Origin of the sequence: Actinoplanes teichomyceticus ATCC 31121 (assembly GCF_003711105.1) — a bacterium.
GTDB classification, from domain to species: Bacteria; Actinomycetota; Actinomycetes; order Mycobacteriales; family Micromonosporaceae; genus Actinoplanes; species Actinoplanes teichomyceticus.
On sequence record NZ_CP023865.1, the window covers coordinates 7,175,353 to 7,187,874 of the forward strand.

Below are 12,522 nucleotides of genomic sequence, written 5' to 3' on the forward strand. Positions count from 1 at the left end.
CTCGCACGCGCCCCGGACCGCTCCGCGGTACCGCCGGACCCGGCTTCACCGGGATACGACACCACCGGAAGGCGGCATCACCGGAGAGACGGCTACATCGTGTACGGCCAGATCGTGATCAGGTAGGCGCCGTACCAGAGGCCGAAGAGCGCCCAGGCCCCGATCGACAGGATCGCGACCCGGGGGCGGGCCCGGGCTGCGGCGGCCACCGCCGGCAGCAGCGTCAGCAGCACCGGGAGCAGCAGCCGGGGCTTGGAGTGGTAGAAGCCGGCCTGGCCGTAGACCAGGACCATGGCGACCACGCCGTAGACGGCGAGCGGCAGCCATGGACGCTGGGCCAGCGCCACGCCGGCCGCGGCGAGCGCGGCCAGCAGGATCAGCCCGACGCTGACCTGCACCCAGCCGTCCGCACCGGTGAACGTGTCGTCCAGGAAGGTCAGCGTGCTGCGGCCGTAGTCGAACGACGTACCCCAGCCGGCGGTTTGGATCTTGAACCAGGCGGTCCAGTCACCGACCCGCCAGCCGACCCAGCCGAGGAAGAGCGGCACCCCGGCGAGGGCGGTCGCGGCGGCGGCCAGCGGCGGCCAGACGCTCTCGGCGCCGTTCACTCCAATGCCGCTCGGTCCAACGCCACCGGCTCCAGCGCCACTCACTCCGGCGCGACTCGCTGCGGCGCCGCTCACTCCGGCGCCACCCGCGGTGGCGGCGCGGCGGGCGCGGATGTCACGGACCGCGAGCAGCGCCGCGACGGCCAGCGCCAACGCGGCCGCCGCGCCGGTCGGGCGGGTCAGGGCGGCGCCCAGGCCGAGCAGCCCGGCCGGCAGCCAGGCCCGCCGGTGGGCGGCGGCCAGCATGCCCGCCACCATGGCCAGGAACAGGCTTTCCGAGTACGCCATGGACAGCACCACCGACACCGGCGCCGAACAGCAGATCGCCACCAGCGCCCAGCCGGCCCGCCGGTCGTGCAGGGTGGTGCCGAGCAGGTGCAGCGCGATCGCGGCGCCGATCGAGGCGAGCCAGGCCACCCCGACCGCCGCCGTGCCGGGCGCGACGCCGAGCAGCGCGACGCCCCGGATCAGCATCGGGTAGAGCGGGAAGAACGCCAGCTCGTTGGCCTGCAGCACGTGGTTCTCGTCGTAGGTGTACCCCTGCGGGTACCCGTCCATCGCGACCCGCAGGAACCAGCCGCCGTCCCAGACCAGCAGCCGCTGCCAGACCCCGGTGTGCGAGGTCGACGCGCCGCCCAGCCACCAGACCATCAGCAGCTGCCCGATCCGGGTCAGCGCGAGCAGCCCGACCGCGACGGCGACCCCGCGGCCGCCGCCGGCGCGCGCCCAGAGCGTCTCCCGGGGCTCCTCGGCGTCCGAGGCCACCGGCGCCGTCTCACTCGGGCTTGTCGTCGCCATCGGCTTCGTTCCGCTCGCTCAGCGTGCGCCAGGCCGCCGCGGCGGCGCGCTGCTCGGCCTGCTTCTTGCTGCGGCCGTCGGATCCGCCGTACCGCACGCCGGCCACCACCACCCAGGCGGTGAACGTCTTGGCGTGGTCCGGCCCGGAGTCCTCGATCACGTAGTCCGGCACGCCCAGTCCGAGCGCCGCGGTCAGCTCCTGCAGGCTGGTCTTCCAGTCCAGGGCGGCGCCCCGGCCGGCCGACTCGGCCATCAGCGGGTCGAACAGCCGGTGGATCACCTGGCCGGCGGTCTCCAGGCCGTGCTCCAGGTAGATCGCGCCGAGCAGCGCCTCCAGGGTGTCGGCCAGGATGCTGGCCTTGTCCCGGCCGCCGGTGGTCTCCTCGCCCTTGCCGAGCAGCAGGTGCGGGCCGAGACCGGCGGGGCCCAGGCCGCGGGCCACGTCGGCGAGCGCGTGCATGTTGACCACGCTGGCGCGAAGCTTGGCGAGCTGCCCCTCGGGCAGGTCCGGATGGTTGTGGAAGAGGGCCGACGTGATCACCACGCCGAGAACCGAGTCGCCGAGGAACTCCAGGCGCTCGTTGGTGGGCAGACCGCCGTTCTCGTAGGCGTACGAGCGGTGGGTCAGCGCGCGTTCCAGCAGCTCTGGCGAGAAGGGCACACCGAAGGCCTCTTCCAGGGGCGCGGTGGGGGGACGGCGGCGCTTGTCAATCATGCGATACCTCGTTGTACGTCAGCGAATCGACGATGGCCGTCAGCGCGGCCCGGCGGTGCAGGCCGGCGGCGAATGCGATGCCGCCCGCGAGATCCGGCCCGGTGGCGGCGCCGTGGCAGACCACGACGGTGCCGGCGACACCGAGCAGCAGCGCGGCGCGCGTCTCGTCCGCCCCGGGCGGACGGGCCCTCAGATAGGCGGCTTCCAGGGCTTTCAGCAGGACGTTACCGGTGAACCCGTCGGTCACCACGACGTCGGCGGCGGCGCCGAGCACGACGTCACCGCCCTCCACCAGACCGGTGTACCGGGCGGCGGCGGGCAGTGGCCGGGCGGCCAGCAGCGGTGGGACGGCGCGGCGCAGGCGGTCGCCCTTGCCGTGCTCGGTGCCGATGGTGAGCAGGCCGACGCGGGGCCGCGGGATGTCGTGGACGGCGGCGGCGTAGGCGGCGCCGAGCCGGGCGTGCCCGGTCAGGGTTTCCTCGTCGGGGTCGACGGTGGAGCCGACGTCGAGCAGGATCACCCGGCCCGCGGCGGTGGGCAGCACGGCGGCGAGAGCGGGCCGGCGGACGCCGGGCCAGCGGCCCAGGGCGCGCGTGGCGGTGACGACGGTGGTGGCGGTGTCGCCGGCGGAGACCGCGGCGTCGGCACACCCGTCGGCGACGGCCTGGACGGCGCTGTGGCCGAGAACGGTGGAGATGCGGTGGCGCTGCGCCGGCCGCAGGGCGGCGAGCGCCGCGTCGGCGGCCTCGGCCGGACCGACGAGGGTCAGGTGCAGGGACGGATCGTCCTGTACGGCACGCAGAGCGCCGTCAACCACGACGGCGGGAGCCTGGTCCCCGCCGAGGAGGTCGACGGCGATCCGCGCGGTGCCCGGCTCCCCGACAGTCGGCTGTCCGGGAGCCGTGGCACCGGTGGAACGCCACTGCTCAGGTACGACCCGCCCGATGATCGGGCGCGTCACTCGGCGACGTCAGACCTCGAGGACCTGACGGCCGTTGTAGGTGCCGCAGACCGAGCAGGCGGCGTGCGGCAGCTTCGGCGACTTGCACTGGGGGCACGCCACGGTCGAGACCGCGGTCGCCTTCCAGTTCGCCCGGCGCGAGCGGGTGTTGCTGCGCGACATCTTGCGCTTGGGGACGGCCACGGTTCCTACTCCTCAGTGTTCGTGAGATTGCGCAAAGCGGCCCAGCGGGGATCGACGTCCTCGTGGCTGTGATCCGCCGGGAGGTCGTCGAGGTGCACCCCGCAGTCGGGGCACAGCCCTGGGCAGTCCGGCCGGCAGAGGGGGTTGTTCGGGAGGGTCAGCACCACCGCGTCCCGCACCGCCGGCTCCAGGTCGATCAGGTCGCCCTGCATCCGGCCCACCTCGTCCTCGTCGGTGGTCTCCTCCGTGGTGCTGTCCTCGTAGGCGTACAGCTCCGCGAGAGAGACCTCGAACGACTCGTTGATCTCGTTGAGGCACCGGCCGCACTCGCCCTGGAGCGAGCCCCGCACGGTGCCGCTGACGTAGACCCCCTCGGACACCGACGTCAAGCTCAGATCGAGCTCGAGGTCGGACCCCTCAGGAACCGAGATCATCTCCAGGCCGAGGTCCGCCGGCGCCGGCGCCACCCGTTTCAGGGCACGCGTCGCACCAGGCTGCCGGGGTAGCTTCGTCGTGTCGACGACCAGCGGCTGCCTGGGGTCCAGGTGACTCTGCGGTGACTTGGGCATCTTGATCCTCAGCCATGGGTAGGCCGACCGAAAACATTACCTGAGCTTGCGGGACTCCGTCGAATCGCCCCCGGCCCGGCAGTGACTCAGAACGGCAGCGGGCGCTCCGCGTCCTCACCCTGGAAGGTACCGATCTCGCGGAGCGCATGCATCTTGTCACGGCCCCGCTCGATCGACGCCAGCGCCCGGGTCAGGAACTGCTCGAAGTTGGCCAGGGCGGTGTCGACGTAGTCGTCGACCTCCTCGCGCAGCCGCTGCGCCTCACCCCGGGCCTCGGCGATGATCCGGGCACCCTCGTGCTCGGCGGAGACGGTGATCTCGTTCACCGACACCAGGCGGGCGTGCTCGGCCTCGCCCTCACTGATGATCCGGTCCGCCTCGCGGCGGCCGGCCTCGATGATCCGGTCCCGCTCGTCCAGGACCGCGGCCGCCTTGCGCAGCTCGGAGGGGAGCTCGGCGCGCAGCTCCTCGAGACGCTCGATCATCTCACCGCGGTCGAACATGAAGTTCGTCCGCGACATCGGTACGGAACGCGCGTCCTGGACGTGCTCGATGAGCTCGTCGATACGGTCGAGCGGATCCACCGGTGCCTCACTCCCGTCGTCGAACCGCCACCCAGCGTGGTGCGATCACGTTACTGTGCCGCCGCCGCGCCGGGTCCCGGCGCGCCCGCGCCGGAGGCTCTCAATTCTGCTTCAGCCGGTTGACCAACCGGGCCAGCACCGGGTCCGGCAGGTACGACGAGGCGTCGCCGCCCCACTTGACCACGTCCTTGACCAGACTGGAGGAGAGGAACGAGTAGAGCGGGTTGGTCGGCATGAACAGGGTCTCCACACCGGAGAGCCCGATGTTCATCTGCGCCATCTGCAATTCGTAGTCGAAGTCGCTGACCGCGCGCAGCCCCTTGATCACCACCGCGGCGCCCTGGGCGCGGCAGAAGTCGACCAGCAGGCCGTGGAACGTCGCCACCCGGACGTTCTCGTACGGGGCGGTCACCTCGGTGAGCATCTCCAGGCGTTCCTCGATGGTGAACAGCCCGGATTTGGATTGGTTGATCAGAACTCCGACGATCACCTCGTCGAACAGCCGGCTGGCCCGTCCGATGATGTCGAGGTGGCCGTTCGTGACCGGATCGAAGGAGCCGGGACACACCGCTCGTCTCATGATCGGCGACCGTACCAAAGAGTGGTCTCGCCGTAACGCCGGGTACGGTCCCCGGCGAGCCCGTCCCTCCAGCTCAGCGGCTCTGTCCGGGTGGAACGCTCGAACACCACCACGGCGTCCGGCGCGAGCCAGCCGTGGGCGAGCAGTTGCTGTTGCACGGTGTCGATCTCCTCGCTACCCAGCGCATACGGCGGGTCGGCGAAGACCACGTCGTACGGTCCCCCGCCCGGGGGCTCGGCGAGCACCTGCGCCACCTTTCCGGCGACCAGGCGTGCCGACGCGCCCACTCGCAGCGCCATGATGTTGTCCCGGATCACGCGCGCCGCCTTGGTGTCCGATTCGACCAGAAGCGCGTGATCCGCCCCGCGGGACAACGCCTCCAGGCCGACCGCACCGGATCCGGCGTACAGGTCGGCGAACCGCGCACCGGACAGTTCGGTCATCGTGTCCAGGGAACTGAAGAAAGCCTCACGTACGCGGTCCGATGTGGGCCTCGTGTGCGCACCGGACGGAGCGGACAACCGCCGCCCGCCGTACGTCCCGGCGATAATCCTCGTCATCGGGTCCGACGCTACTTCACCACCTCGGACAGACCACGGGCAGATAAACAATTCCCTCGTCACGGGCACTGCGCGCGACGGTCCCGTCCCGTTGTGGTGATGGAAGATCACGGATTGATATCAACAGGCTTAGCTGCCGCTGAGACGTTTCTTTGCCGACCCGAAGTGGCTAGGGTCAGGCGGCGTTGCGGGGTGTCCCTCAGGGACTGTCCGCAGGCGACGTGGGGAGGCGTCGTCGCAGCTCTCGCTTGTTTGTCCCGGCGGGAAGCCGCGCGGTCTCCGCACGCTCTTTTCTCCTCGACCCCCGTTCCCAGGAGTAGGCGTGAACCTGTTCAAGACCCCGTTCCGCCGGACCGGCACGGTGATCGCCGGCACGGCCCTCGGCCTGGTCGGTGTGATGTCCTCCGCCATGCCGGCGCTGGCCTGCCACCCGGAAATCGGCAAGACCACCTCCTGCGTCAACAACGACGGCACCTGGGTCGTCAACTGGAGTGTCACGCCCAGCGACAACCAGCTCGGCGAGGGTGTCGTCAGCACCGTCTCCTACGAGCCGGCCGCGCCGCAGACGATCAGCTTCGACGGCATCAAGGAGGGTGACGCCCTCAAGTGGCGCGAGACCCTCACCGCCACCCAGAAGCTCGAGGCCGGCGCGAACGTCGCGACCCTGCACGTCACCGGCACCTGGGGCAAGCACATGGCCGGCCGGGACGTGACGGTCAACAAGCCGACCACGCCGTGCGAGAACCAGCCCGAGCCCAGCGCCTCGGTCTCCAGCCCGGCGCAGCCGGAGCCCAGCGGCTCGGTCTCCACCCCGGCGCAGCCCGAGCCGAGCGCCTCGGTCTCCACCCCGGCGCAGCCCGAGCCCAGCACCTCGACCTCCACCTCGACCGCGCCGTCGGCGAGCACCCCGGCCTCGCCGTCGACCACCGCGTCGACCCCGTCGGAGACCCCGGTCGTCACCGAGCCGCAGTTCGTCTACGACACCACCTGCGACACCCTGACCGTCGGCATCGAGGTCCCGGCCGACTGGAAGGAGTCCCTGACGGTCACCTTCAAGCCGAGCGTCGGCGACTCCAAGACCGTCACCGCCGCCCCGGGCGAGACCAAGACCGTCGACTTCGAGGCCAGCAAGGGCCTGAAGGTCACCGCGACCCCCAAGGGTTACGAGGACGAGGCCGCGACCATCACGTACCGGGCTCCCGAGGGCTGTGAGGACGAGGAGCTGGCCCTGACCGGCTCGAACACCAGCACGATCGCCGGTGGCGCCGCTCTGGTGCTGGTCGTCGGCGCCGGCCTGTTCTACATGGCCCGCCGCCGCAAGATCCGCTTCACCGCCTGATAGCCCGCTTCACATCTGCACCACCCGGGGCGCGTCGACTTCCGTTGGCGCGCCCCGTTCACGTCCCTTAGGAGCACGCATGCGAAACACCCCCCTGCGCAGGGCCGCGGTCCTCGCGGCCGGCGCCCTCCTCGGGCTGGCCGCCCTGGCCACCCCCGCGTACGCCACCAACCCCGGCCAGGACGAGCAGCCCGCCGGCGGCCGGGACTGCACCCCGGTCGGCCAGGCGAAGTACGAGCACAGCTTCAACGGCCCGGCCGGCACCGCCTCCATCCGCCTGCTGAACGGACCGCTCTGCGGCGAGCAGGCGTTCGCGCTGGTCGCCTACACCGCGCCCTCGGCCACGTTCCAGACCCCGCAGTACGTCCTGGACAGCTCGGTGGACAGCTTCAAGCCGGCCAAGGACGGCGTGCTCACCCCGAGCGTCCTGGACTTCAAGGTCGAGGTGCCGGAGTGCTACACCCAGGTCGACTTCGTCTTCGGCGACCAGATCATCAACCCGCTGACCGACAAGAGCGACCGGTACAACGACCGCAAGGTCGGCAGCGCGGGCGGTGAGGGCGCGCGGTCCAAGCCGGCGCCGGGCCAGCCGCGGAACGCCTGGTACAACGGTGGCGCGGGCACCTGCAAGGCCGAGCCGGTGGTCGAGGCGCTGCCCGACTGCGAGGGCAACGTCACGCTGAAGCTGATCAACCGCAGCACCTTCAGCGCCCCGTTCGTGATCACCGCCGACGGCGGCTTCACCAAGACCGAGACCCTGAAGGTCCGGCAGGAGCCGGTGACCGTCACCGTCCCGGCCGCGAACGCCAAGAACATCAAGGTCACCTCGCGTGGCGCCGAGCTCTACAGCGGATCCTGGAGCAAGCCCGAGGACTGCAAGCAGCCCGAGGTCGGCACCCCGGAGGCGAACTACACGAGCACCTGTGACGGGCTCACCTTCACGGTGAAGAACCCGGAGAACGGCCAGGACGTGACCGCGGTCTTCACCCCGAACAAGGGCGCGGCGCAGACCGTCACCGTCAAGCCGGCCGAGACCAAGACGGTCAGCTTCCCGGCCGCCGAGGGCCTGACCGTCACCGTCACCGGTGACCTGGACGTGCTGAACGGCGAGGTCAAGTGGACCAAGCCGGCGGACTGCACGGAGAACCCGAACCCGGGCACCAGCACCTCGGCCTCCGCCTCGGCCTCGGCGTCCCCGTCCGCTTCGGCCACGCCGACCGCGTCGGCCTCCGCCTCGGAGACCCCGGCCGCCGCGACCCCGTCGCCCAGCAAGAGCGAGGACGGCGAGCTGGCCCTGACCGGCGCCGCCGCCGGCTCGATCGCCGGTGGCGCGGCCCTGCTGCTCGTCGTCGGCGCCGGCCTGTTCTTCCTGGCCCGCCGCCGCAAGGTGAACTTCAAGGCCTGATCCAGCCGCTGAACGACAAGCGCGCCCGGTGAGCCACCGGGCGCGCTTGTCATTTCCGGTACGGCGGGAAGGACCCGTCCGGCAGCGGCCGGTAGTCGTGGACGGCCACCACGGCGGCGACCGGCAGCGGACCGTACACATGCGGGAACTGCCGGCCCGAAGGGTCCGGCGGGCTGCCGTCCTCCCAGATCACCGGTACGTCCACCCGGGCCTCGTCGATCTCCAGGAGCACCAGGTCGGTGCGCCCGCGGAACCGCAGCGTCGCCGGGACGTGCACCCAGTCCGGATCGGAGCAGTGGATGAAGCCCTCGGTGGCGAGCGTGTCGCCCGTGTAGTGATCGGAAACCGACGCCCACACGTCACGCGGGCACAGGTGCAGGATCATCCCTTCTCCAGGTACTCGGCGCGGTCCTCGTCGACCAGTGCGGCCACCGAGGCGGCCAGCGCGGGGTGCCGGGACAGGTCGGGATCGTCGCCGACCAGCTCGGCCGCCTCCGCGCGGGCCTCCTTGATCAGTTTCTCGTCACGCAGCAGCGAGAGCAGCCGCAGGTGCGAGTGCTTGCCGGACTGCGAAGCGCCCAGCACGTCACCCTCGCGCCGCTGCTCCAGGTCGATCTCGGAGAGCTTGAAACCGTCGGTCGTGGAGGCCACCGCGTCGAGGCGCTCACGCGCCGCCGAGCCCTCCACCGCCTCGGTGTGCAGCAGGCAGACACCGGGCGCGGAGCCCCGGCCCACCCGGCCACGCAACTGGTGCAACTGGGACACACCGAACCGGTCGGCGTCCATGATGATCATGACGGTGGAGTTCGGCACGTCCACCCCGACCTCGATCACCGTGGTCGCCACCAGCACGTCCAGCTCACCGGCGGCGAACCGGCGCATCACCGCGTCCTTCTCCTCGGGCGGCATCCGGCCGTGCAGCATGTCGATCCGCAGGCCCTTGAGGTGGTGGTCGCGCAGCGCCGGCAGCACCTCGGTCACGGCCAGCGGCGGGCGCCGGGCCGACTCGGTCTCCGGCGGGGGCGCGTCGCCGTCGTCGGCCTCCGGACCGTCACCGATCCGCGGACACACCACGTACGCCTGGTGGCCGGCCTGCACCTCCTCGCGCACCCGTTTCCAGGCCCGGTCCAGATAGGCCGGCTTCTCCAGCGCCGGGACCACGTGCGAGGCGATCGGCGAACGGCCGCGCGGCAGCTGGGAGAGCACGGAGGTCTCCAGGTCGCCGTAGACGGTCATGGCGACCGTGCGCGGGATCGGGGTCGCGGTCATCACCAGCACGTGCGGCGGGCGGGCCGCCTTGGCGCGCAGCGCGTCGCGCTGTTCCACGCCGAACCGGTGCTGCTCGTCCACCACCACCAGGCCCAGATCGGCGAACTCGACCCCCTCGTACAGCAGGGCATGGGTGCCCACCACGATGCCGGCGCTGCCGTCGGCGACCTTGGCCAGCGCGGCGCGCCGGGCCGCCGCCCCGAGCGAGCCGGTGACCAGGGTCAGCTGCGTGCCCAGCGGGTCGCCGTCCAGCTCACCGGCCCGGCCCAGGGCGCCCAGCTGGGCGCTGATCCCGCGGAAGTGCTGGGTGGCCAGCACCTCGGTGGGCGCCAGCAGCGCGGCCTGGCCACCGGCGTCCACCACCTGCAGCATCGCGCGCACCGAGACCAGCGTCTTGCCGGAACCCACCTCGCCCTGCAGCAGCCGGTGCATCGGGTGTGCCCGGGCCAGATCGGCGGCGATCTCCTCACCCACCTGGCGCTGTCCCTCGGTCAGCTCGTAGGGCAGACCGGCGTCGAACCTCGCCAGCAGGCCGTCGTCGCGGCGGGGGCGGGCGGTGCCCGGCGCGGCCGCCGCCCGGGCCCGGCGCTGCGCCAGGGTGAGCTGCACCGCGAACGCCTCGTCCCACTTCAGCCGGTGCTTCGCGGAATACAGCGCGGCGTCCGAACTCGGCCGGTGGATCTCCCGCAGCGCGGTGCCGATGCCGACCAGGTTCCGTTTCGCCCGCACCGGCGCGGGCATCGGGTCCGGGGGCGGCTCGAAGGTGTCCAGCAGGGTCCGCACGCACTTGGCGATCACCCAGGTCGGCACCGCCTGGGCCGCCGGGTAGACCGGGATCAGCGCGCCGGCGAACTCCTCGATCTCCTCGGCCGCCTCGTCCTGCGTCGCGTCCGCCTTGAGCAGCTGGTAGGCCGGGCCGTTGAGCTGCCGTTTGCCGCGGAACTCGGTCACCTTGCCGGCGAACAGCCCCCACCGGCCGCGGGTCAGCTCCCGCTCCCGCCACGCCTGGTTGAAGAACGTGCAGGTCAGCGTGGCGCCGGAGCCGTCCCCGATGGTCACCTCCAGCATGTTGCCCTTGCGCGCCCGCATCGGTTTCACACCGATCCCCTGGACCTGGGCCAGCACGGTGACCTGCTCACCCACCTGCAGCTGCCGCAGGTCGGTGTGCTCGCCACGCTCGTCGTACCGCCGGGGGAAGTGGTAGATCAGGTCGCCGGCGGTGTGCAGATCGAGGTGTTGCGCCAGGGCCTTCGCGGTCTTGGCGCCGAGCACCTTGGTCAGCGGGGTGTCGGTGGTGGTCATTCCACTCCTGCCAGCAGGTGGTAACGGGGCTGGCCGCCGGCGTAGCACTGCAACTCGATGAACGGCCAGGTGCGGTGCACGTGACCGCGCAGGTCGTCCGCCAGATCGGGCGGGGCGTCCGCGCCGAGGACCAGGGTGACCAGCTCGCCGCCACCGCCGAGCATCCGGTCGAGCAGGCGGTGGCTCACCTCGGTCAGGTCGGCGCCGATCACGTGCACCTCGCCGTCGACCAGGCCGAGCAGGTCACCGGCCCGGCACGGGCCGGCGACGGTGAGGGCGTCGCGCTGGGCGGTGCAGACCTCGCCGTACCGGCAGGCGCCGGCGGCCTCGGCCATGGCGATCACGTCGTCGGCGAACGGGCGGCCGTGGTCGCGCACCGCGAGGGCGGCCAGCGCCTGCACCGGGGAACGGGTGGGCACCACGCTGACGTGCAGCCCGGCCGCCTCCGCCTCGCGGGCCGCGGAGACCGCCACGGCGTGCGTGTTCGCGTCGTTGGGCAGCAGCACCACCGCCTCGGCCCCGCAGGCGTGCACCGCGGCCAGCATCTCGGCGGTGGACGGGTTGCGGCCCACCACCACCGCGCCCTCCGCCTCGAACAGCGCGGTGAGCCCGTCACCGGCGGCGACCACCACCGCGCCCCGCGCGCCGGCGCCGGACCGTTTCCCGGTCAGCGGGGTGACCCGGATCCGGTGCGGCCGACCGGCCTCGACACCCGCCTCGACCGCCGGGCCGATCGCCGTGGCGGTGACGTGGACGTGCACGTTCCACGTGGGCGGGTCGCCGACCACGACCAGGGAGTCGCCCAGGCCGGCCAGCACGGCGCGCAGCCGCTCCACCGCCTCCGGCTCGGCCTCCAGCAGATACTGCACCTCGTAGCCCTGGCCGGAGCAGTCGCCGGGCTCGTGCGCCGCGACCGGGGACACCGCCGGCCGCGGGACCGGCGGCCCGGAGGCGGTCTCCTCCACGGCATCGACCAGCGCGTCCAGCAGCAGGCACAGGCCCCGGCCGCCGGCATCGACCACGCCGGCCTGGGCCAGCACCGGCAGCTGCTGCGGCGTCCGGTCGAGCGCCTCGGCCGCGGCCCGCGCCGCGGCCCGGGCGACGGCGACCAGGTTGTCGGACCTGATCCGGCCGGCGCCCTCGGCGGCGGCGGCCACCACGGACAGCACGGTGCCCTCCACCGGGCGGGCGACCGCGGCGTACGCCGCGTCGGTGGCCTCCCGCAGGGCCCGGGCCAGCTCGGCGCCGCGGACCGCGACCGCGCTGGCGAACGAGTCGGCCATGCCGCGCAGGATCTGCGAGACGATCACGCCGGAGTTGCCCCGGGCGCCGAGCAGGGCGCCGCGCGCCATCCGGGCCATCAGCCGGCCGAGCGGGGTGCGTGGCTCCTCGTGCAACGCCGACTCCAGCGCCTCCCGGGCGGCGGAGAGGGTGAGCACCAGGTTGGTGCCGGTGTCGCCGTCCGGGACCGGGTAGACGTTCAGGTCGTCGATCTCGCGCTGGTGGGCCCGGAGCGCCTCCAGCCCGCCGTCGCACCAGCGGTGCACAGCAGCGGCATCGAGGGTCTCCAGCACGCGAAAATCGTACTAACCACCCCCGACAATCGCTGGGTACGCACCGTGACCGGGGGCGATTGGCTGTCCGGCCCG

Annotated in this window: 13 protein-coding genes; 2 read left to right on the forward strand and 11 right to left on the reverse strand. The window is 72.4% G+C overall.

The window, feature by feature from the left end:
* Positions 1-92 precede the first annotated feature (92 nt).
* From ACTEI_RS31405 to rsmD, 8 genes are all read right to left on the reverse strand, one after another.
* A complete protein-coding gene (locus ACTEI_RS31405) occupies positions 93-1,406 on the reverse strand; it encodes a mannosyltransferase family protein (protein ID WP_239082114.1) in 1,314 nt (437 codons plus the stop codon).
* The gene (rnc, locus tag ACTEI_RS31410; RefSeq protein ID WP_122980948.1) at positions 1,384-2,121 is read right to left on the reverse strand and encodes a ribonuclease III; all 738 of its coding nucleotides are present in this window, start codon (positions 2,119-2,121) and stop codon (positions 1,384-1,386) included. The genes ACTEI_RS31405 and rnc overlap by 23 nt, the downstream gene beginning before the upstream one ends.
* Positions 2,114-2,980 carry a phosphate acyltransferase PlsX gene (locus ACTEI_RS31415; protein WP_239082121.1) on the reverse strand — a complete coding sequence of 289 codons (867 nt, stop codon included), beginning with the start codon at positions 2,978-2,980 and terminating at the stop codon, positions 2,114-2,116. The genes rnc and ACTEI_RS31415 overlap by 8 nt, the downstream gene beginning before the upstream one ends.
* A 111-nt stretch (positions 2,981-3,091) precedes the next feature.
* On the reverse strand, positions 3,092-3,265 hold the full coding sequence (gene rpmF, locus ACTEI_RS31420) for a 50S ribosomal protein L32 (protein ID WP_067685631.1): 174 nt from the start codon (positions 3,263-3,265) through the stop codon (positions 3,092-3,094).
* A 5-nt stretch (positions 3,266-3,270) separates the two neighbouring features.
* Positions 3,271-3,834 carry a YceD family protein gene (locus ACTEI_RS31425; protein WP_122980950.1) on the reverse strand — a complete coding sequence of 188 codons (564 nt, stop codon included), beginning with the start codon at positions 3,832-3,834 and terminating at the stop codon, positions 3,271-3,273.
* Between the two features lie 86 nt (positions 3,835-3,920).
* Positions 3,921-4,418, reverse strand: a complete 498-nt coding sequence (locus tag ACTEI_RS31430; RefSeq protein ID WP_122980951.1) for an SPFH domain-containing protein — start codon at positions 4,416-4,418, stop codon at positions 3,921-3,923.
* Between the two features lie 100 nt (positions 4,419-4,518).
* Positions 4,519-4,998, reverse strand: a complete 480-nt coding sequence (gene coaD / locus ACTEI_RS31435) for a pantetheine-phosphate adenylyltransferase (protein ID WP_122980952.1) — start codon at positions 4,996-4,998, stop codon at positions 4,519-4,521.
* Positions 4,995-5,558, reverse strand: coding sequence for a 16S rRNA (guanine(966)-N(2))-methyltransferase RsmD (rsmD, locus tag ACTEI_RS31440; protein WP_122980953.1), 564 nt, complete (start codon positions 5,556-5,558; stop codon positions 4,995-4,997). The genes coaD and rsmD overlap by 4 nt, the downstream gene beginning before the upstream one ends.
* Positions 5,559-5,880: 322 nt before the next feature.
* On the opposite strand from rsmD, the gene ACTEI_RS31445 reads away from it, so the two are divergent.
* Entirely contained in the window at positions 5,881-6,897 is a 1,017-nt protein-coding gene (locus ACTEI_RS31445) for an LAETG motif-containing sortase-dependent surface protein (RefSeq protein WP_122980954.1), read from the forward strand.
* Positions 6,898-6,976: 79 nt separating this feature from the next.
* A complete protein-coding gene (locus ACTEI_RS31450) occupies positions 6,977-8,302 on the forward strand; it encodes a hypothetical protein (protein ID WP_122980955.1) in 1,326 nt (441 codons plus the stop codon).
* A 49-nt stretch (positions 8,303-8,351) separates the two neighbouring features.
* Here the strand turns inward: ACTEI_RS31450 and ACTEI_RS31455 are convergent, their stop codons facing one another.
* Genes ACTEI_RS31455 through ACTEI_RS31465 form a run of 3 tightly spaced genes read right to left on the reverse strand, consistent with a single transcriptional unit; the run spans position 8,352 to position 12,447 of the window.
* Positions 8,352-8,687: a DUF952 domain-containing protein gene (locus ACTEI_RS31455; RefSeq protein WP_122980956.1), complete on the reverse strand. Its 336-nt coding sequence runs from the start codon at positions 8,685-8,687 to the stop codon at positions 8,352-8,354.
* Entirely contained in the window at positions 8,684-10,873 is a 2,190-nt protein-coding gene (gene recG, locus ACTEI_RS31460; RefSeq protein WP_122980957.1) for an ATP-dependent DNA helicase RecG, read from the reverse strand. The genes ACTEI_RS31455 and recG overlap by 4 nt, the downstream gene beginning before the upstream one ends.
* Entirely contained in the window at positions 10,870-12,447 is a 1,578-nt protein-coding gene (locus tag ACTEI_RS31465) for a DAK2 domain-containing protein (protein ID WP_122980958.1), read from the reverse strand. Before ACTEI_RS31465 ends, recG begins: the two co-directional genes overlap by 4 nt.
* Positions 12,448-12,522 lie beyond the last annotated feature (75 nt).